The following is a 20414-nucleotide window of genomic DNA, read 5'->3' on the forward strand; positions in this document are numbered from 1 at the left end:
TTCTGAAGCGTTTTCAGGGATCTGGCAGCGGGGAGGCCGAATCAGCACATGTGAACTGTGTCACTTGTCTGGCGCCGCCGATCTGCTACCTACTGATCAACACTTGTTCCAGGAGGAGCACGAAGATGCGTACCAACACCCGTTTGCTGACCAAGCTGCGCCGCACCGCCACCACGACGGCCCTCGCCTTGACTGTGGCCGCTGTCACAGCCTGCGCGCAGACGCGACCGGCGCCGGCCGCCGGCCAGGACCCGCTGGTCATCAGCCAGTCGACCAACACCGCCTTGCAGAAATATCTGGGCCTGATCTATCCCAACCAGCGCGGTGCCTTTGCCGTCAGCATGGACGGGGCCAATTCCTATACCTTCTATTGCCCGGACATCGCCTGCACGCCCTCGCTCTTCGGCAGCATCGCCGTGCGCCAGTGCGAGTCCTTGAGCGGCCAGCCTTGCTATCTGTTCTACGTCGCCCAGGATCCGCGCATGGCCTATACCATCGCCACGACGAAAGGCGTCATCGGTCGCCACGGCATCAAGCGCGGCGTGCCGACCAACGAACTGCCGATCATGAATCGCTGAAGCGGCTAGGGGACCTGCCGCAGGACCGCACTGACGGCCCCGGACGGGGCCGCAGCCAGCGTGGGATCGGGTGCTCCGGTCAGCAGCAGCAGAACCGTGCGGTCGTAGGCGGCATCGTCCAGGGTCCCAAGATCGATATTGTCGACGCCCACCGCTTCCGACACGGCGGCAAGCGATTCCGCCACGGCTTTCGCATCGAGCCTCGCACTGTCGGGCAGGGCCATGATCAGTCGCTCGGCCTCGCTCGGATCATCATGCAGGCTCTGCCAGCCGCGCGCGGCGGCGGCAAGGAAGCGCCGGAAGGTCTCGATGCGCACCGGGTCCTTGAGGTCGGCCGCGCGTGCATAAAGCCCGTCTTCCAGCACGCCGAGGTCGAGATCCTGATAGCGATAGGGGATGAGGTGTTTTTCCGTCACCGCATCCGCCCCAAGGGCAAGGGGCGCCCGGTAGGTCGTCGTGGTCAGGCAGTCGACCTCGTTCTCGACGAAGATCTCGGCATCGGTCCCCTGGCGCACGATGGTGACGCCGCTGCCGGTCGCGAAATAACTGAGCCCCAAGCGCCCGAGCCAGGCGTAGAAGGGGCTTTCCCACCCGTCGAGCCAGACACCAACATTGTGACCGGCGAGCTTGGCCGGCTGATCGATCGTCGCCCGGCAATAGAGTGCGAGCGTCGCGCGCTGGAAGATCTGCGCCACATGCACGACGTCGGCGCCGCGTTCGCGCTTGGCGAGCGCGATCGGCATGATCTCGACCGCGAGGTCGGCCTTGGCGTCGTTCAAAGGATCGATCGGCGAGCGGCCATAGCCCAGCTTCTGGAATGTGACATCGAGCCCCGCATCGGCAAAGTAGCCGCGCTGCTGGGCGATGAGAAAGCCGGCCGCGCGCGTATCCGGCCCTTCCGGCAGCGCCACCTTCAGCGGGATCCGGGTCGTCTGCGCCGCGGCCGGGAGGGCGCTGGCGGCGAGGGTGCCAAAGACCACGAGTACGACCGGCAGCAGAAGGGGACGCAGGATCATGGGTGAACGCCTGAGAGTGACGGCTTGGGGGTGCAACGCGGGCGAAGGCTTGATTATCACGTGCCGGCAGATTACAGGCGGTAAGGTGTTTGCGCAAATTGAGGGGACGACCTCGACATGACGGCTGCCGATGCTGCAAGGCCCGATGCGGGTACGCGGATCGAAACGATCGAGATGCATACCGGCGGCGAGCCGGTGCGCATCGTCACCCGGGGCTATCCGACGATTTCCGGCGGGACGATCCTGGAAAAGCGCCGCTTCGCGATGCGTCAACTCGATGCCTTCCGCCGCCTCATCATGTTCGAACCGCGCGGCCATTACGACATGTATGGCGTGCTGCCCGTCGAACCCGATATTCCCGGTGCCGACATGGCGGTGCTGTTTATCCATAACGAGGGCTACAGCACGATGTGTGGCCATGCCACCATCGCTCTTGGCCGCTATGCGCTGGACCAGGGGCTGATCAAAGCCGGCGCCGACGGGATCGCGCGGCTGAAGCTGCAATGCCCCTGCGGCCTGGTCGAGGTCAGCGTGGAGCAGGACGGCCGCGCCCGTTTCCTCAGCGTGCCGGCTTTCGCCTTCGCGCTCGACCGCGAGATCGACCTGCCGGGCAAGGGACGCATCACGCTTGATATCGGCTATGGCGGCGCGTTCTATGCGTTCCTGCCGGCCAGCGAGTTTGGGCTGGACGTGAAGCGCTCGCGTACCAAGGATCTGGTGGCGGCAGCGAGTGCCGTCACCGAAGCCGTCAAGGCGCAAGTGAAGCTGGATCATCCCGATGACGCCGACCTCGCCTTCCTCTATGGCACGATTCTGACCGATGGTGGCGATGGCGCCGCCGCACCTTCGGCCAATATCTGTGTCTTCGCGGCGGACGAAGTCGATCGGTCTCCAACGGGGAGCGGCGTGACTGCGCGCCTGGCCTTGCTGGCGGCGCGTCGGCAGGTGGCGATGGGCGAATGGCGCCGGTTTGAAAGCGTCACCGGCAGCATCTTTGAGGGCCGGGTTGCCGCCGAACTGAAGACGGGCAACTTCGCGGCCATCCGGGCCGAAGTCGCCGGCCGCGCCTATTATACCGGCCAATCCGTCTTCACGGTCGAACCCGAAGATCCGCTCGCCGCCGGGTTCCTGCTGCGATGAGCATCGAACGGGTTTCCATCATCGGTGCCGGTGCCTGGGGCACGGCACTGGCCCTGATCGCTGCCCGTGCCGGCCGACAGACGACCTTGTTCGTCCGCCGGGCGGAACTGGCCACCGACATTTCAGCGCAGCGCCAGAATGCTGATTACCTGCCCGGCATCGCCTTGCCGGAGGCGATCACCCTTACCAGCGATCTGCCCCACGCCTTGCAGGCGGAAGCCATCCTTTACGCCCAGCCGGCGCAACATCTGCGCGGCTTCTGCCGTGCGGCGCGGCCGCATTGGCCGGGCCATGCCGCCCTGGTGCTCTGCGCCAAGGGGATCGAGCAGCAAAGCGGGTTGCTGCTGCATGAAATCGCGGCCAGTGAGCTGCCGTCAGCGCGGGTCACCGCCCTGTCAGGCCCCAGCTTTGCCATCGATGTGGCGCGTTCGCTGCCCACCGCCGTCGCCATTGCCGGCACCGACGGCGCCCTGGTCGACGATCTGATGCTGGCCTTGAGCCACGGCGCCTTCCGCCCCTATGGCTCGGATGACCTCGCCGGGGTCGAGGTGGCGGGGGCGGTCAAGAACGTGCTGGCCATCGCCTGCGGCATGGTGATGGGGGCGGGCCTCGGCGACAATGCCCGGGCGGCACTCATCACCCGGGGCCTTGCCGAGGTTTCGCGCTTGGTGCTGGCCAAAGGCGGCCGGTCGGAGACCCTGATGGGCCTCGCCGGACTCGGCGATCTTGTATTAACCTGTTCCTCACCCAAATCGCGCAACATGTCGCTGGGGCAGGAATTGGGCCAGGGTCGGACCCTGGCCGAGATCCTCAGCCAGCGCCACAGCGTTGCCGAAGGTGTGACAACCGCCTCCGCCGTGGTCACCCTGGCGCGGTCGCTGGGTGTCGAAATGCCGATCGCCGAGGCAGTCAACCGGATCCTGCACCAGGGCAGCCGGTTGGATGCGGAAGTCGGCGCCCTGCTGTCGCGGCCCCTGCGTCGTGAAAGTGAATAGACTGCGGCGCGAAAGCGAATAGGCAGCGTTGCGAATGCGAATGACCAGATTGAGGAACGGAGCCAGCCGATGACCGTGACCATGGACAAGATCCTCTGCGCCACCGATGGCTCGGCCCCCTCGGCCAAGACGGTGACCTTTGCGATCGAACTGGCGCAGCGCTTGGCGCTGCCGCTTTCCTTCGTCACCGTGGTCGACACGGATGAGGGCGAAACGCCTACGATCTGGGATGCCGAGGCGCTGGTCGCCGGCAAGATGCCGGTCGACAAGCCGCTGATCCTCGCCATCGAACAGGCCTTGAAGGCTGGCTTGCGGCGGATCGCCGCCGTCCGGGCGCCGGGCAGCGAGATTGCCAAGACCATCGTCGATTACGCCGAAAAGAACTCCTACCACCACATCGTCATGGGCTCGGCCGGCCTCACCGGCGCCAGGCGCTTCCTGATCGGCTCGGTGGCGGCGGATGTCGTCAACCTCGCGCATTGCCCGGTCACTGTGGTTCGCTAGAGCCTTCAGAACACCCTTCACCCCACGCAGTGGGAAGAGGGGTTGGGGTGAGGGGGCGCCACACCGGCTGCTGCAAATATGCCACGCACGGAAATGTCATTTTGCCGCCATGAATTTTCTATGGATTCAGGGGGCAAGGTGTCTTATGTAACCTGTCACTTGCAACAGCCGACAGGCTATTCCATGTCCACCCTGTGTCTCCGACGACGATCGCTGACCACCGCCGGGCTTCGCTCCCAGCGGCTGGCGGAATCGGCTGCGCGAGAGGCATAGGAGGCAAGTGGGTGTCTGACACCCACTGAGATCCGAAGCGGAACGCAAGGCCGATACCGCGGCCTGCACTCAACCACACACCGCTTTTCCATAAGGATCTCTTGCAAGATGACCGACAAGAACACCCCGACCCTGAACTTTACCATCAAGCCTGAACCGGCCGCGTTGACCGGGGCGGTCGAGCAGATGCTCGATTACGTCTTCGGGCCGACGCGGTTAGATAAGGCGTCCTATCTGTTCCGAGACGGCGTCGACCCCGTGCCGGAACTCTCCTATGTCGCCATGCTCGGCGATGAAGTGGTCGGTACCATCCGCTATTGGCCGGTCCATGTCGGCCCCACGAACCATCCCGCGTTGCTGCTGGGCCCGCTTGGCATCACGCCGCGCCTGGCCGGCAAGGGGATCGGTCGCACCCTCACCTTCCGCACGCTCGAAGTCGCGGCCGAGATGGGCCACGATCTGGTGCTGCTGGTCGGCGATGTCGATTATTACAAGCGCTTCGGTTTCGTGCCGGCGACGCCGCATGGCTTCGTCATGCCGGGCGAGAAGCGGCCCGAGCGATTGCAGGTGGCGCCGCTGAAACGCGGCCTGCTCGGCGTCGTGCGCGGCGATATTCGCCATATCCACGGCCGCAGCATCGCGCCGGCGGCGATCGACCCAGCCTTGGCGCCCCTTGGGGCGGCACAGGCCGACGGCGCACAGCTCGACGCGCGCTAAAAGACAGCCCCTATTTCTCGAAACACTCCACCAGCACAGTGGCGGCGGCGGCATGGCGTTCCATGTCTGCCGCTGCATCCTTGACCGGCCCCGTTTCCGCCGTGGTGTAGGCGATATGGTGCTGGTCAAGGAAGGCGCGCGCCCATTCGGAACGCACCGCCATGCCCTCATGGGCGCCCTTGGGTGCCGATTTCTTGACGATACCGGTCACCGGCAGTTCCGCCGCCACGACCCCCACTACCCGGCCGCTGTCATCGAACAGCGGCCCGCCGCTATTGCCGGGATTGATCTGGTTGCTGAGCAGCCAGTAATCCGGCGCATCGTCCGTGCCGATCTTGCGGGTGGAGAGCTGCCCGGTGGTCATGACGAAGGTCGGGGCGTCACTGCCGATGCCAGGATAGCCGCCGGTATAGAGCGTCATCTCTGGTGCAAGCGTTTTGCCGGGCGCGAACGGCACCGGCGAACCAAGCGGGATCGTCGTCTTGATGACAGCGAGGTCCTTCCCGGCATCGCTCGCCAGCACCCGCGCCGGCAGGCCGGGCGCCACCGCCATCTGCGTGCAACCGGAGACGACATGCTCGTTGGTCAGCACCAGATCCGACCCGATGACGATGCCCGAACCGGATTTGGCAAATTGCGCATCCGTGCCCAGGCTGGGATCGATCTCGAGGGTGAATTCGGCGGCATCCCACATCGCCTTCGGTCTTTCGACGCGCAGGCGCTGCAGGGCTTGAAGGGCCGGCTTGTTGTTCTTCAAAGCAGCACGGCCATACCAGGCCAGCGCCTGATCGGGTTTCATTTCCGCCTCGGCCAGGCGCCCCAAAGCCAATTGGGCATCGACCAGGCCCTTGCCGGCGGCCTTCCGATACCAGTTTTCCGCCTTCGCCTTGTCTTTCGGGCGGCCGATACCCTGTTCCAATACCAGCCCGGCGCGGTAAAGCGCCTGCATGTCGCCGGCGCCGGCGGCGTTGAGGCAGGCATCGGCGACCTTCGCGGCATCGGCCCCGCTCTGCAGCTTGCCGTCCGAGCCAAGGCCCGAGAGGCATTGCGTGGCGGAATCGGCTGTGGCGGGAACGGCGAAAGACGCGACAAAGGTGAGGACAAGCGCGCTGGCACCAACGTTACGGAACAAGCTGACGATCCTTTTTGATTGCGGGCAACCCCACCCGCGCCACCAGTAATTCTATGGCGCAGGCGCGGATCGCGCGCAAAGAAAAAGAGCGGCAGGTTGCCCCGCCGCTCTTGCCGCTTGCAAAGAGAGACCTCGCCGTCAGCCCAGATGCATCCAGACCGATTTGGTCTGGGTGACGGTGGTGAGCGTCTCCAGGCATTTGTCGCGGCCCATGCCGGATTGCTTGAACCCACCCCAGATCGAGGTCATGTCGCCATGGTCGAAGCAATTGACCCAGACGATGCCGGCTTCGATGTCGCGCGCGGCCTTGTGGGCGACGGAAACGTCCGAGGTCCAGATCGAGGCGGCAAGGCCATAGATCGAATCATTGGCGATCTCGATCGCCTGGTCGAGCTTCTTGAAGGGCAGGATCGTGCCGACCGGCCCGAACACTTCTTCCTGAGCGATGCGCATCTTGTTATTGACGCCGGTGAAGAGTGTGGGCGTCACATAGCAGCCCTTCTCCAGCCCCTTGGGCACAGCACCGCCAAGGCTGAGCTTGGCGCCTTCCTTCTTGGCGATGTCGATATAGCCAAGGACGCGCTTCTGCTGTTCCTTGGTCACCAGCGGGCCCATGGTGGTGGCGGGGTCCAGCGGATCGCCGGGGTTGAAGCTGGCCTTGGCCTTCTCCAGGAACTTTTCGACGAAGGCGTCATGGATCTTGGCATCGACCAGGATGCGCGAGCCGGCGTTGCAGACTTCGCCCTGGTTGCCATAGATGCCGTTCACTGCATATTGCGCGGCGGTGTCGAGATCGGGCGCGTCGGCGGTGACGATCTGCGGGGTCTTGCCGCCGCATTCCGTGGTGACGCGTTTCATGTTCGACTGGCCGGCATAGATCATCATCAGCTTGCCGACTTCAGTCGAACCCGTGAAGCCGATCTTGTCGACATCCATATGAAGCGCCAGCGCCTTCCCGGCCTCTTCACCGAGCCCTTGCACGACATTGAGCACACCGGCCGGGCCGCCCGCTTCCATGAACAGCTTGGCAAGGAGATTGCCAGAGAGCGGCGATTGCTCGGCGGGCTTCAGAATGACCGAATTGCCGGCGGCCAAAGCCGGGGCGATCTTCCAGGCGGCCATCATCAGCGGATAGTTCCACGGCACGATGCAGCCGATGACGCCCAAAGGCTGGCGCAGGATGTAGTGGAATTCGGTCGGTGCCGTCGAGGTGACGGTGCCTTCGATCTTGTCGATCGTCTCGCCGAAATACTGGAACGTCATCGCCGCACCCGGGATGTCGATGTTCAGCATTTCGCTGATCGGCTTGCCCATGTCGGTCGAATCGAGGAGTGCGAATTGCAGCGCATTGTCGGTGATGAGCTGGCCGAATTTGTAGATGACCGTCATGCGATCACGCGGCGCCATACGGGACCAGACGCCCGATTTGAACGCCTTCCTGGCAGCCTTCACAGCGAGATCGACATCGGACGCGTCGGAACGTGCGACCGAGGTGATGACCTCGCCGGTCGCCGGGTTGATTGTCTCGAACTTCTTGCCCTTCTTGGCGTCGACGAACTTGCCGTCGATGAAGTTGCGCGTCTCGAATTTCAGCTTGTCGGCGTATTTCTTGAACGCCTTCTTGTCGAGTTGCTTTGCTTGCTCGAGGTTCATGGCCTCATCTCCTCCATTGGCGGCCCGGTCGTTTCAGGCCCATCATGTTGGCTAGCGGCTTCTCACCGTTCTTTGGCAGCCTTGGCTTCGGAGAAATCATACCACCGCGGTCATTTTTGCCGCCAGGGGCGCCGCCTTTCGCCGGCTGCGGCAAAACGCCTATCCCTTGGGGGATATGTCGGTCGCCAAGACGGGTGCCATTTTTTCCCGCCCGCGGATGCGCTCACGGTGCGCGGTGTAGATGCCGGTGGCGATGATGACGGCGCCACCGATCCAGGTCGTGATCGCGGGCAGCATGTCGAACCAGACATAGCCGATGGCAGTCGCCCAGACCAGTTGCAGGTAGATGAAGGGCGCGATGATCGAGGCGGAGGCGAAAGTGAAGGCGCGGATGACAAGGGTATGCGCCAATCCACCTGAAAACCCGAGTGCTGCCAGCAACAGCCATTCGTTGACGCTTGGCGCCTGCCAGACCAGCGGCATGAAGGCGCTCAAGACCAGGCAGCCAACGAGCGCCGCATAAAACAGCGAGGTGACATTGCTGTCATAGCGCGCGGCAATGCGCGTCAGCACGTTATAGGTGGCGCCCGTCGAGGCGGAGAAGACGGGCAACAGGATGGCGAGGCTGACCATGCCGAAACCGGGGCGAATGACGATGAGCACGCCGATGAACCCGATGGCGACGGCACTCCACCGGCGCACGCCGACCTGCTCCTTCAGCAGAAAGAAGGAGAGGATCGTAATGACCATCGGCTCGACGAAGGCGACGGCTGTGGCCGAGGCAAGGTCGATATGGCTGACCGCCAGGAAGAACAGCAGCGTGGTGGCCAGCATGAGGAGCGAGCGCAGGAATTGGAGGCCGGGCTTGCGCGCCCGCAGCATCTCGCGCCAGGGCTGCCACCAATAGGTTTGCACTGGTGCTACCGCCGGCCGCTCGATATGCCGCGCGAGACCTGCGTAAACCAGCGCGAAGAGGAGATGGAAGACATAGCGGCCCCAGGCCACCTCCATCACCGGCATGCCATTGGTGCTCAGATGTTTGACGATGGCGTTGAAGAAGGAAAAGACGAAACCGGCGGTGACCAGGCAAAGGATGCCGAAAAGCGGGCGGTCGCCGGCGATCTGCTTCTCCCCCGCGGAAAGGGGTTTGTCAGCCAAGGTTGAGGCGCTCCTTGGCGACCTGCTCGATGCGGGCCTTAAGGCCCGCATCCTGGGCGAGCAAGCGCTGGAAGTCGCGCGCTTTCAATGCCAGCAACTTGCAGAAGCCCAGGGCCACCACATCGGCATTCCTGGGATGGCCAGTGAGGAGGGCGAGTTCGCCAAAGAAATCGCCCGACCCCAATTCGACGCTGGGCTCCACCACGACGCGGACGGCGCCCGAGGCAATGAAATACATCGCATCCCCCTTGTCACCGCGGCGCACCACGGCGCTTTCCGGCAGCGCCAATTGCGGCGTCAGAAGATGGGCGATGGCCTGTTGCCGTTTGATGTCGAGGTCGCGGAAGATCGGCACGCGCGCCACCAGATCGATAGCGGAGAGTTCCGGATCGAGCCTGGGTCGCCCGTCGAGACCGGTCCAATGCCGTTCCAGTTCTGCGGTCAGTTCCCGCTCCACCTCGCCGCTCACCACCAGATTGGCAGCCAGCGCCTGATAGGCGGCACTTTCCCGCTGCCGCGCGATGCGCCCCAGATATTGCCGCTGCAGGTCGGCGGCATAGGCGGGGTATTGCAGCTTCAAGGCGAGGAGCGATTGGTCGACCGCCTCGATGCGCCGCGCCGTCAGCTTGATGATCTCATCCGCCGCTTCCTCACCGATCAAAGGCTGCAAGCGGTCTCGTGCGAAGGGGACGAGGTCGGACAGCACCTGGCGCTGCATCATCAGGAATTCGAACCGGTCGGCAAGCGCTGCCGCCAGGGGCTTTTCGAACCTGATCGTACGCTGCACCCACATGGCAAAGCGGAAGGCGGGGCCGAAGCCGAGGCCGCGTTCGGCGGCCATCACATAGCCCTTGCGCCCCGTCCCGCGCACGGCTTCGCGCACATGCTGCGCCTCGCGCAGCAGCATTTCGGCAATGCGCCGGTCGACGATGCGTTCGTTGAGGAGGTCGAAGCAGCGCTCGACCTCATGGGCGGCGGCGACGGTGAGGCCGACCTTGACCATCTCGTCGGCCATCAACTCGACGCCGCGATGGGAGCGCGCCCGCGCGACACCCAGGCGCGCCTCGATGCTGGAAAGGGTCTTGTCGGCGATATCGCGGTCGATGCCCTCGGCCCGCGCGATCTCGGCAAGGTCATTGGCAACATCGGTCAAGGTCATCAGCTTGGCCCGGTCGCGCACACCCCGCGCCACGGGGTTGAGACGGTTCAAGCGAAAGAAGCCGACCAGCGGCCGCAGGGTGATGCCGTTGATAAAGAGCGTCATCAGCACGAAACCGGTGACCGAGGTGGCGATGAAATCGCGCATATTGGCAGGGACCGCCTCGTTCTCGATGACGGCCAAGGCCAGCGCCAAGGAGACGGCACCACGCAGGCCGCCCCAGACGATCACCGTCTTGATGCGGTTGTTGATGCGCTGCATGAGGCCGAGATGGGTGAGCAGCGGCAGCAGGGCAAAGACCGTGACAAAGCGGGCCGTGAGGGTCGCCACATAGACCAGCAGGATAAAGCCGATCTCGATAAGGCTGGTGCCTTCCATGATGCGCGGCACGAACATCGCAGCGAGCAGAAAGACCAGCGAATTGGCCCAAAAGCCCAACTGGCCCCAGACACCTTCCATCTGTTCGAACGTCCCGGGCCGCATGCGCGTCTTGCCGGCCGAGCCCAGGACCAGGCCTGCGACGACGCAGGAGACGACGCCGGAGACGTGGAAATAATGTTCCGGCAAGGTGAAGCTCAAGTAAGCCAATGCGATGGTGAGGGTGATTTCCGCCTTGGGCCAGCCATTGAGGACGGGAAACAGCATGCAGGCCGCCCAGGCCATGACGAAGCCAGCAAGCGCCCCACCGCCGAAACTGATCAGGAACCGGAGCACGGTGCCCGAGATGCTGCCCTCGCCCCCTGAGAGCAACATCGGCAGCAGCAACGCAAAGAGCGCGATGGCGGCGGCATCGTTGAGGAGGCTCTCGCCCTCGACCAGTGTGGTGAGGCGTTTGGGGACACCCACCTCGCGGAAGATGCCGACGACGGCCGCAGGGTCGGTGGTCGCAACGATGGAGCCCAGCAGCAGGCAGGCGATGACGCCCACGGGTGAGGCCATCGACAGGGTGAATCCGACTGTTAGCGCGCAGATGACGACCGCCACCACCGCCATGGTGAGGACGGGGGCGATATCGTCCAGCAGCCGCCGCACGTCGATCGCCAGCGCCACCTCGAACAGCAGCGTGGGAAGGAAGATGAGGATGAAGGATTCGGACGAGATCTCGACACTGGCCAGCGCATCGAAAATATCATGGAGCGCCGGCGAGGGGATGGCCTGGTCCGGCCGCAGGGTCACCGCCAGGCCCAATATCACGCCCACGACCGCCAGCAGCACCGAATAGGGCAGCCGCAGCCGGCCGGCCAAGGGCGGCAGCAGGCTCATCAGCGCCAGCAAGCTGACGAGGCCGAAGACAACGAGACCGATGGAGGTCATAAACGCTGGACGCCTTTACGAAGGGGCAAAATCGGCAGGTTTCCGCCCCTTATAGCCCATGAATCGGCGCCGGGTCCAAACGCCTTCCGCAGGTTTGGTGACGGCTGGCACAATACGGCCCGCCTTGACACGACTCAGCCGGCGGGCCAATCGGAGAAGATGCGTATTCTGGGTCTTACCGGTTCCATCGGCATGGGGAAATCGACCGCGGCGGAAATGCTGCGGAGCTTAGGTCTGCCGGTGCATGATGCCGATGCCGCCGTCCACAACCTGCTGGCCCAGGGCGGCAAGGCGGTGACGGCGGTAGAGCGGGCCTTTCCCGGCGTCGTCCAGGACGGCGCCGTCGATCGCAAAGCGCTGGGTGCCAAGGTCTTCGGTAACAAGACCGAACTGAAGCGCCTGGAGGCCATCCTGCATCCGCTGGTGCGCCGGGCGGAGCGCGATTTCCTGACACAATGCCGCCAGGAGCGGCATGACGTCGTCGTGCTCGATATCCCCCTGCTCTTTGAGACCGGCGGCGAAAAACGCTGCGATGGGGTCGTGGTCGTGACCGCGCCACAATTCCTCCAAAGTCAGCGGGTATTGAAGAGGCCGGGCATGACGCTCGAGCGCTTTCGCCAGATCCTCAAGAGCCAGATGCCGGATGCCGAGAAGCGGCGCCGGGCGGATTGGGTGGTGGATACGGGGCTCGGGCGCCGGCCAACACTGGCCGCCTTGGCGCGCGTCGTGCGGGAGCTAAAGTCAGATCGATTTAATCGATCACGATAATGGGGTTTGATCGACAAAAGCGATGATAGGTGTTTTCGATTCCGGCCATGGCGGCCTGACCATCCTCGATGCCCTGCATCACCGCTTGCCGCGCCAGGGCTTCATCTATCTGGGCGACCATGGCAACGCGCCTTACGGCCAGCGCTCACCGGACGAAATCTATCAGTTGACGCAGGACGGGGTGGCGAGCCTCTTTGCGCTGGGCTGCACGCTGGTGATCCTTGCCTGCAACACGGCGGCGGCCGTGGCACTGCGTCGCCTGCAGCAGGATTGGCTGCCGCAGCATTTCCCGCATCACCGCTGCCTCGGCGTCCTCGTCCCCATGGTCGAGGAGATCGCGCACAATCCCTGGCATGCCGAGGCGACCGCCAGCGATTGGGCGCGCGCACCTGAGACCCTGGGCGTGTTCGCGACCCGCGCCACGGTGGCATCGGGCGCCTATCGCCACGAGGTCGAAAAGCGGGCGCCGCGCGTGCGCATCTTCCAGCAGGCCTGCCCGGATCTTGCCGGGCGCATCGAAGCCGGCGCCGATGAAGCCGAACTTGACGCCATGGTGGCGCAATACGTCGCCGATCTGCAGGCACAATTGGATGGTGCGCCACTCGACAGTGTCGTTTTGGGCTGCACCCATTACCCGCTGATTGAGCCGCTGTTCCGCGCCCACCTGCCGGAAAATGTGCGCATCCTGTCGCAGCCTTTGCGCACGGCCGAGGCGCTCACCGCCTATCTCTTCCGCCATCCGGAGATGAAGCGCTTCGGGACCCTGCCGGCCGAAATCCGCGCCTATACGACGGGCGATCCCACCTTGGTCGGCCAGCTTGCCAGCCGGTTCTTTCCCCGGCATCTTCCCTGGCAGTCACTGCCCAATCACTCCAGCCGGATCCGACATCATGCGTGAAATCGTGCTCGACACCGAAACCACCGGCTTCGATCCGGTGACCGGCGACCGCCTGGTCGAAATCGGCTGCATCGAACTTGAGAACCACATCCAGACCGGCCGCAACTTCCACCGCTATCTCAACCCGGAGCGCGAGGTGCCGGACGCGGCCTTCCGCATCCACGGTCTTTCCACCGCCTTCCTGGCCGACAAGCCGAAATTCGCCGCCATCATGGACGAGTTTCTCGAATTCGTGGCCGATTCACCGCTGGTGATCCACAACGCCGAATTCGACATGAAGTTCATCAATTATGAGCTTGAGAAGAACGGTCGCAAGGCGATCCCCTTCCAGCGCGCGATCGATACGGTGAAAATGGCGCGCACCAAATTTCCAGGCTCGCCCGCCTCACTCGACGCTTTGTGCAAACGCTTCAACATCGACAATTCGAACCGCACCCTGCACGGGGCGCTCCTCGATGCGCAGCTCCTTGCCGATGTCTATATGGAATTGCTGGGTGGCCGACAAACCGGCCTGGTGCTGGCGGCCGAGACGGCTTCCAGCAGCGACCTCAACTTTGCCAAGCGCACCACCGCCGGCAACCGCCCCATCCGCGAACCGCGCCCGCATGTTGCGACCGACGACGAATTGGCGGCGCATAAGAGCTTCATCGGCAAGCTCAAAGACGCGATCTGGCTGCAGTAAGTCCCCGCGATTTTTACCGTCATCCCCGGGCGAAGACCCGGGGATCCACTGGTGCAGTTGAGAGAGTGGATGGCCGGGTCATGCCCGGGCATGACGGCAGAGACAACAACTCAAACATTCCACGGATCATAGGTCCCGAAGGACCACAAATGCCCGCCGCAATCGCGCGCGGAATATTCGCGGGAACCATAGAACGTATCCGCTAAGGGCCGCACGATCTCGGCGCCTGCAGCCTTCGCCCGTGCGTAATGCGCCTCGATGTCGTCGACGCAGACATAGACGCCCATCGGCTCGGTGCACCAGGGATTGGTTTTGTCCGGCGCGCGTTTGCCGCCGAACATGATCATCGCCTCGCCCATTTTCATCTCGGCATGCTGGATATCGCCGGCATCGTCCTTGTGCACGGCATGGGGCTCGAAGCCGAAGGCGGATTTCAACCAACCCAGCGCTTCTGGCGCATCGTCATACTTGATGGCGGGGAAAATTTTGGCAGTCATGTCGTCCTCCGATGTGTGATGAGAGGACGTTAGCGGGAAGCCCGGCTTCCGGTCTTGGACGAATTTTCCCGACGCTAGCCGGCAGCACCACGCAAAGCGTCCGGCGCGATTTCAGCGAGGTAATCGCGTGGGGTGAGGCCGGCAAAGTCGCGGAAATCGCGGTTGAAATGGGCCTGGTCATAATAGCCGCTTTCTTGCGCCAGTTCGGCGAGGCTGGACCGGGCAGCGCCCTGCAGCAGCGACAGCATGCGGTTGAGGCGATAGATGCGGCCGATGCCCTTGGGTGCAAGCCCCGTCTCCCGCTGGAAGCTGTGAATGAGTTTCTTGCGGCTCCAGCCGATTTCGGTTGCTAGGTCGCCGATCGGCACAGAGCCGCCGCTCCGCTCCAGCTGCCGCAGCGCCCAGGCGATTTCGCGCCGCCCTTCCTGTCCATCGGCGAAGCGCTGAAGGAGAAAGGTCTCGAGGATCGTGAAACGCGCCGCCCAATCATCACAGTCGCGCAGGCGCGCCAGCAACAGCGCGGCATCCTTGCCCAGCAGATCGACGAAATCGACGATGGTGTTGGTGAGTTCTGCCATCGGCAGTCCGAACAGGCGATGGGCACCGAGCGGCGTGAAATTGATCTGCAGGCAGAAACTGTTGCCGTCGGAATAGCTGGTGGCGAAGCGGTCATGCATGCCAGCGAGGAAGGAATCGACCGCGACGGTTTCACCATCCGCGAGCGCCGGCGAGGTGACCCGCCACAATGGCCCCAAATTCAAAATGACTGGCACCATGACATTGGGCAGATGCCGGCGCAGGACGGGGAGATTACCGCGCTCGACCCAGCCGGCGTAATCCCCCAGCACGACCGCCTTGAGGCGCGGATCGGGTGTGGCAAACACCGCCTCCCAGGACCCGCCAGGCGTCGCCCCACCGAGCCTGCGGAGGCGTTGCCCCATCAGAGTTCCTCATCCACCACGATGACGTGGAGCTTCTTCGGGCCGTGGGCGCCCATCAGCAGGATCTTGCCGATATCCGCACTACGCGATGGGCCAGTCACGAAATTGACCGTCCGCGGCAGGCCGCCGTCGGGGCCGCGCTTCACGCGCGCCAAGGCATCTTCATAGGTGCCGACGATCTGGCTCTTCGCGACGACGACCACATGCTGGTCGGGGAGGAAATGAAGCGTGGTCGGCGTCTCACTCGAAGATTGCAGGATCACCGTGCCGGTTTCGGCGACCACGGCGACAGCGGGGGTCACACTGGTCGGGTCCTTGCCATGCGAGCGACCGCTGGAGATTTCGAGGAGCGGCACCTTGTCCCAGGCTATGGAACTGACGCGCTTGTCGGGTGAGAGGCGAATGCGGGCTTCGGCATTGTTGGCGGCGAGATATTTCTGCACCGCTGCCGGCACGTCGTCGCGGGTTTTCACCTCATCCAGCGTCGCCTTGGCGGCAATGAGCATGGTGCGGAAGAGATCCACCACATCGACGCCGGGTGCCGTGGCCCGTGCCGGGATGATCGGTGCGGGCTTGGCGGGACCCGCCGAGCCATGACGGCGTTCGGCCTGACGGGAAATACCGGCCTTGATCGAGGCCAGCATGCGGTCGCGCCCTGTACCAGTCGTCATGCGCGGTCTCCCTGCTTCTCTTTCCAGAGGTCGTGGAAGGTCTTCCCCTGCGGGGCGGGCAGATCGCGGTGCTTGGTCCAGCCGCCGGCCAGCGGTGCCGAAACGAGCCGGCCGCGAGAGCCCGCCATGCCTTTGAGCACGCGCGCGCCGATACGGGTGGCAAGGCGATAGAGCTTGGGCCGACGCGCCACGAAGGCCCAGAAGCGGATGCCGGAGCGTTCCGTGGGTGGTGTGATGGCGCGGGTGAATTCCGTCTCGCGCCAATGCCGTAGCATCTTGGGGATCGGAATGCGCATCGGGCAGACGGCTTCGCAGCGCCCGCACAGGCTCGAGGCATGGGGCAAGGGCTTGGCGTTCTCGACGCCCATGATGGCGGGGGTCAGCAGCGAGCCGATGGGACCGGAATAGACCCAGCCATAAGCGTGGCCGCCGACCGAATGATAGACCGGGCAATGATCGAGGCAGGCGCCGCAGCGGATGCAGCGCAGCATCTCCTCGAACTCGGTGCCGAGGTAAGACGAGCGGCCATTGTCGATGAGGACGACGTGGAATTCTTCCGGCCCGTCGAGGTCGTCCGGCCGGCGCGGGCCACTGGAAAACGTGGTGTAGACCGATTGTTCCTGGCCGGTGGCCGAGCGCGCCAGGATGCGCAGCAGGGTCATCGCGTCCTTGAGGCTCGGCACCACCTTCTCGATCGAGGCCAGCACGATATGGATGCGCGGCAGGGTCTGCGTCAGATCGCCATTGCCTTCATTGGTGACGATGGTCGTCGCCCCTTCGTCGGCGATGAGGAAATTGGCGCCGGTGATGCCAACATCGGCCTTCAAGAAACCGGCACGCAGTTTTTCCCGCGCCTCGGCCATCAGGGTCGCGGCGTCGTCGAGATTACGGTTGGGGTCAAGCTCGGTATGGGCCTTGCGGAAGGTTTCCTCGACCTGCGCCTTGGTGACATGGAGCGCCGGGCCGATGATGTGGCTGGGCGTCTCGCCCCTCAGCTGAATGATGTATTCGCCTAGATCGGTTTCGACTGGCTCGATGCCGTTGGAAAAGAGGAAATCGTTGATGCCGATCTCCTCGCCGATCATCGTCTTGCCCTTGGTGACGGTCTTGGCGTTCACGCTGCGGCAAATCTCCAGCACCTTGGCGCGCGCCGAGTCACCATCCGGGCACCAATGCACATGGCCGCCGCGATCGATCACCGATTGCTCGAACTGCAGCAGATACGAATCGAGATTGGCGATGACGTGATTCTTCAAGTCGCGGCCGATGTCACGCAACTGCTCGAATTCCGGCAGCTTCGCCACCGTGTTGAGGCGCGTCTGGATGGAATGCGAGCGGGCGATGCCGAGTGCTTCCTGCAGTGGTGCGTCTTTGAGCGCACCGGTCGCATTGTCCTTGAAGGCATTGCTGGTGGGGACCATGCTCATCTAGCGGGTCTCCTCACCAATCGCCGGTTCGTCCGTCATGCCGGCCAAGACTTCGGCCACATGACGCACCTTCACCTTCGAACCGTCGCGCTGCATCTTGCCAGCGAGATTCATCAGGCAGCCCATGTCACCGGCGAGCAGCAAGTCGGCCCCGGTCTCGTTGATCGTCGCCACTTTGCGCGCCGCCATGGAATTGGAGACATCCGGGAACTTGATGCAGAACGTGCCGCCGAAACCACAGCAGGCATCGGTTTCCTGCATCTCGGTCAGCGTCAGGCCATCCACATTGGACAGCAATTGCCGCGGCGCCGTCTTCACATTCATCTCGCGCAAGGATGAGCACGAATCGTGATAGGTCGCGTGACCGTCGAGCTGCGCGCCGAAATCGACACGGCCGCATTGCTCGGCCAGGAACTGCGTCAGTTCGAAGGTCCGTGCGGCCAGCGCCTTGGCGCGCGGCCCCCATTCCTTGTCTTCGGCAAGGAGCTGCGGGTAGTGATGCTTGATCATGCCGCCGCATGAACCGCTGGGCGCCACGATGAAGTCAAACCCTTCAAACGCCGCAATGGTCTGCTTGGCCAGTTCCACCGCCATCTCGCGATCGCCGGAATTATAGGCGGGCTGCCCGCAGCAGGTCTGCGCCTCGGGCACATGCACCCGGCAACCGGCCTCTTCCAACAGCTTCACCGCGGCAAAGCCGACGCTGGGGCGGAAGAGATCGACGAGGCAGGTGACGAACAGGGCGACATTGGCGCCGGGTTGCACTCTTGGCTGGGCCGTTTCAGGCTGGCTGGACACGCGTACTCACTTCAGGCTGCTGACGATATCGACGACGTCGAGAGTTTTGCGCGCTGCAGCGGTCACTGGCAAGAGCATGAACCATTTCCCCGGATTCTTCATGGCGCCAGCGAAAGCCAGCGCTTCCTCGCCGCTGCCCCAGAAGAAATCACCACGGACCGGGCCTTTGATCGCCGTCCCTACGTCTTGGGCCAGCATCAGGCGGCGAAGCGGTGCCCCTTTTTTAATCACGCCATGCCCCACCGGCCAGGTGGTATCGAGCCACAGCGGCAGGCCCAAGGGCACGAAAGCGGGATCGACGGCAAGGCTGCGCCCGGCCGTCAGCGTCACGCCCATGGCGCCGACAGGGCCATTTTCCTTGACCTCGCGGAAGAAGATGAAGCGCGGGTTGCGGTTCATCATCACCCGCGCCTCAGCCGGATTGGCGCGGAGCCAGGTGCGAATCGACTGCATCGAGGCGCTGTTCTTGTCGATGATGCCCTCAGCGATCATCAGCTTGCCGATCGCCACGAAGGCCTGGCCGTTATTGCCCGCATAGCCGACGCGGATTTCCGAGCCGTCGGTGAGCTTGACGATGCCCGAGCCCTGAATCTGCAGGAAGAAGGCGTCGACCGGATCTTTCACCCAGAGAAATTCAAGACCCTGACCGCGCAAGCCACCGGCCTCGATCTCGGCGCGGGTAAGACGCGTCGGTTGCCTGGGTGCGCGGTAGAGCGGGTACATGTGGAGCGAATCCGGCGTGCGCGAGGCTTCAAGCTCCGCCTCGTAATAGCCGGTGAAGAGGCCGGTATTGCCGCGCATATCTTCGGCCTGGAAGGGCACAAACCAGCGCTCAAAAAAGCTGCGCACGACAGTCGCATCGGCACCGGTGGCGACCTCCTTGGCCGCAGCGCAGGGTGCGCGCCAATCGCCGGCATTGCCGGCCAGGGCCTTGGGCCCCACCGGCGCATCATCGGGCTGCTTGCCGATCGCCTTGCAGGAATTGAGCAAGGCCGGCAGCACGCCCTCCAGCGTGTCGTCACCCCAGCCGGGCAACATGGAATAGCTGGCCGGGCTTACCTTGAGGCCCGGCGGCACTTCGGGCGGCGTGCAGGCGGTAAGGAAGGCGAGGCTGAGGCAGGCGACCGCATGGCGCGACCAGGCGCCAATGCCATGCCGTTGCTTCCTGTATATCCCCCGCATCCCCTGATTGCTTCCCCCGAAGCCCAATTGTGCGTTTAGCTCGGCTGGTCGGTCTGCACCAATTGCCAATTGGGATCGCGCGAGCTGGTGTCGCGGGCGAAGGTCCAGATGTCGATGATGCTGTCGACATGGGCGGCGTCGCCCTCGATCACATTGCCGCCGGCATCCTCGGTGACACTGGTCTGTTCGCTGACCAGTTTCATGGTGACACGCGCCTCTTTGTTGCTGAGGGTGGCCGCGATGATTTGCGCCTGGGTGATGCCGATGACGACCGTCTTCTGCTTCCAGCCCTTGCCCTGCCGGTCGGCGATGGCAGCGGCGAAGCTTTCATAAAGGTCGCGCGCCAGCAGCGATTGCAGGGCCTTGGTTTCGCCGGCAGCAAAAGCCTGCACGATCATTTCGAAGGCGATCTTGGCACCGCCGATGAAATCTGCCGGATTGAAGCTGGGATCCGCCTTGGCGATGGCGGCAAGCCCATCGCGCACGTCATCGGGCGCGCGGGCGATATCGGCTTCGATCTGGCGACGCTCGCGCGGCGACATGCCATTACGGCCGCTGTAATCGCGCTGGCCATTGGCGGCAGGAGCCTCCGCCGGTGCATCGCTTTCCGGCCGGACGATGGTCGGGCGGCGGGTGCCGATCTGGACCGGCGCATCGGCATCGTCGCGGGGGCCCCCGCGACGGCTGGCGAGATCCTTGGGGTCGGGCCTGGCGAACGGGTCGACGCGGCGCTCATTGCCGGTGCGGCGGCCGAGGACGGAATAGAGCTTCCAGCCCAGGACAACGGCGACGATGGCGAAAAAGACGATATCGAGATGTTGCAAGAACCCAAATCCTCGTTGCCTGGCGGCTGCCGACCTTGCGCCCTTGGCGCTGGCCCACCACCTAGTCACCTAATTAAACCCACGTCG

At 64.0% G+C, this 20414-nt stretch carries 20 protein-coding genes; 8 read left to right on the plus strand and 12 right to left on the minus strand.

What is annotated here, in order from left to right; all coding sequences use genetic code 11:
- Window positions 1–125 precede the first annotated feature (125 nt).
- Entirely contained in the window at window positions 126–578 is a 453-nt protein-coding gene (locus tag SMD31_RS08410) for a hypothetical protein (RefSeq protein WP_320500366.1), read from the plus strand.
- Between the two features lie 5 nt (window positions 579–583).
- Here SMD31_RS08410 and SMD31_RS08415 read toward each other — a convergent pair whose 3' ends face one another.
- Window positions 584–1594, minus strand: coding sequence for an ABC transporter substrate-binding protein (locus tag SMD31_RS08415; RefSeq protein ID WP_320500367.1), 1011 nt, complete (start codon window positions 1592–1594; stop codon window positions 584–586).
- 117 nt (window positions 1595–1711) lie between these two features.
- Here SMD31_RS08415 and SMD31_RS08420 point away from each other — a divergent pair, with 117 nt between their 5' ends.
- The 4 genes from SMD31_RS08420 to SMD31_RS08435 all read left to right on the plus strand — a co-directional run bounded on the left by SMD31_RS08420 (window position 1712) and on the right by SMD31_RS08435 (window position 5223).
- Window positions 1712–2734, plus strand: coding sequence for a proline racemase family protein (locus SMD31_RS08420; RefSeq protein ID WP_320500368.1), 1023 nt, complete (start codon window positions 1712–1714; stop codon window positions 2732–2734).
- On the plus strand, window positions 2731–3729 hold the full coding sequence (locus SMD31_RS08425) for an NAD(P)H-dependent glycerol-3-phosphate dehydrogenase (RefSeq protein ID WP_320500369.1): 999 nt from the start codon (window positions 2731–2733) through the stop codon (window positions 3727–3729). The genes SMD31_RS08420 and SMD31_RS08425 overlap by 4 nt, the downstream gene beginning before the upstream one ends.
- 69 nt (window positions 3730–3798) lie before the next feature.
- The gene (locus SMD31_RS08430; protein WP_320500370.1) at window positions 3799–4233 is read left to right on the plus strand and encodes a universal stress protein; all 435 of its coding nucleotides are present in this window, start codon (window positions 3799–3801) and stop codon (window positions 4231–4233) included.
- Between the two features lie 381 nt (window positions 4234–4614).
- The gene (locus SMD31_RS08435; protein ID WP_320500371.1) at window positions 4615–5223 is read left to right on the plus strand and encodes a GNAT family N-acetyltransferase; all 609 of its coding nucleotides are present in this window, start codon (window positions 4615–4617) and stop codon (window positions 5221–5223) included.
- A 10-nt stretch (window positions 5224–5233) separates the two neighbouring features.
- Here SMD31_RS08435 and SMD31_RS08440 read toward each other — a convergent pair whose 3' ends face one another.
- From SMD31_RS08440 to SMD31_RS08455, 4 genes are all read right to left on the minus strand, one after another.
- Window positions 5234–6355, minus strand: a complete 1122-nt coding sequence (locus tag SMD31_RS08440; protein WP_320500372.1) for a tetratricopeptide repeat-containing serine protease family protein — start codon at window positions 6353–6355, stop codon at window positions 5234–5236.
- A 138-nt stretch (window positions 6356–6493) separates the two neighbouring features.
- A complete protein-coding gene (locus SMD31_RS08445) occupies window positions 6494–8008 on the minus strand; it encodes an aldehyde dehydrogenase (RefSeq protein ID WP_320500373.1) in 1515 nt (504 codons plus the stop codon).
- Between the two features lie 159 nt (window positions 8009–8167).
- Window positions 8168–9166: a DMT family transporter gene (locus SMD31_RS08450; protein WP_320500374.1), complete on the minus strand. Its 999-nt coding sequence runs from the start codon at window positions 9164–9166 to the stop codon at window positions 8168–8170.
- Window positions 9159–11639, minus strand: a complete 2481-nt coding sequence (locus SMD31_RS08455; protein ID WP_320500375.1) for a cation:proton antiporter — start codon at window positions 11637–11639, stop codon at window positions 9159–9161. Before SMD31_RS08455 ends, SMD31_RS08450 begins: the two co-directional genes overlap by 8 nt.
- Before the next feature lie 159 nt (window positions 11640–11798).
- On the opposite strand from SMD31_RS08455, the gene coaE reads away from it, so the two are divergent.
- Genes coaE through dnaQ form a run of 3 tightly spaced genes read left to right on the plus strand, consistent with a single transcriptional unit; the run spans window position 11799 to window position 13987 of the window.
- Complete coding sequence (coaE, locus tag SMD31_RS08460) at window positions 11799–12407, plus strand: dephospho-CoA kinase (RefSeq protein ID WP_320500376.1); 609 nt, start codon at window positions 11799–11801, stop codon at window positions 12405–12407.
- 22 nt (window positions 12408–12429) lie between these two features.
- Window positions 12430–13305, plus strand: a complete 876-nt coding sequence (locus tag SMD31_RS08465; protein WP_320500377.1) for a glutamate racemase — start codon at window positions 12430–12432, stop codon at window positions 13303–13305.
- Complete coding sequence (gene dnaQ, locus SMD31_RS08470) at window positions 13298–13987, plus strand: DNA polymerase III subunit epsilon (RefSeq protein WP_320500378.1); 690 nt, start codon at window positions 13298–13300, stop codon at window positions 13985–13987. The genes SMD31_RS08465 and dnaQ overlap by 8 nt, the downstream gene beginning before the upstream one ends.
- 110 nt (window positions 13988–14097) lie before the next feature.
- Here dnaQ and SMD31_RS08475 read toward each other — a convergent pair whose 3' ends face one another.
- The 7 genes from SMD31_RS08475 to SMD31_RS08505 form a co-directional block, all read right to left on the minus strand.
- Window positions 14098–14484, minus strand: a complete 387-nt coding sequence (locus SMD31_RS08475) for a VOC family protein (protein ID WP_320500379.1) — start codon at window positions 14482–14484, stop codon at window positions 14098–14100.
- 74 nt (window positions 14485–14558) lie between these two features.
- Window positions 14559–15425: a helix-turn-helix domain-containing protein gene (locus tag SMD31_RS08480; RefSeq protein WP_320500380.1), complete on the minus strand. Its 867-nt coding sequence runs from the start codon at window positions 15423–15425 to the stop codon at window positions 14559–14561.
- Complete coding sequence (locus SMD31_RS08485; protein ID WP_320500381.1) at window positions 15425–16096, minus strand: LutC/YkgG family protein; 672 nt, start codon at window positions 16094–16096, stop codon at window positions 15425–15427. Before SMD31_RS08485 ends, SMD31_RS08480 begins: the two co-directional genes overlap by 1 nt.
- Complete coding sequence (locus tag SMD31_RS08490; RefSeq protein ID WP_456077527.1) at window positions 16093–17523, minus strand: lactate utilization protein B; 1431 nt, start codon at window positions 17521–17523, stop codon at window positions 16093–16095. Before SMD31_RS08490 ends, SMD31_RS08485 begins: the two co-directional genes overlap by 4 nt.
- On the minus strand, window positions 17524–18321 hold the full coding sequence (locus tag SMD31_RS08495; protein ID WP_320500382.1) for a (Fe-S)-binding protein: 798 nt from the start codon (window positions 18319–18321) through the stop codon (window positions 17524–17526). It abuts the gene before it with no gap.
- Window positions 18322–18327: 6 nt separating this feature from the next.
- Window positions 18328–19503: a murein transglycosylase A gene (gene mltA / locus SMD31_RS08500; RefSeq protein WP_320500383.1), complete on the minus strand. Its 1176-nt coding sequence runs from the start codon at window positions 19501–19503 to the stop codon at window positions 18328–18330.
- Between the two features lie 35 nt (window positions 19504–19538).
- The gene (locus SMD31_RS08505; protein ID WP_320500384.1) at window positions 19539–20327 is read right to left on the minus strand and encodes a Tim44/TimA family putative adaptor protein; all 789 of its coding nucleotides are present in this window, start codon (window positions 20325–20327) and stop codon (window positions 19539–19541) included.
- Between the last annotated feature and the right edge of the window lie 87 nt (window positions 20328–20414).

It is taken from the genome of Dongia rigui, assembly GCF_034044635.1.
Classification (GTDB): domain Bacteria; phylum Pseudomonadota; class Alphaproteobacteria; order Dongiales; family Dongiaceae; genus Dongia; species Dongia rigui.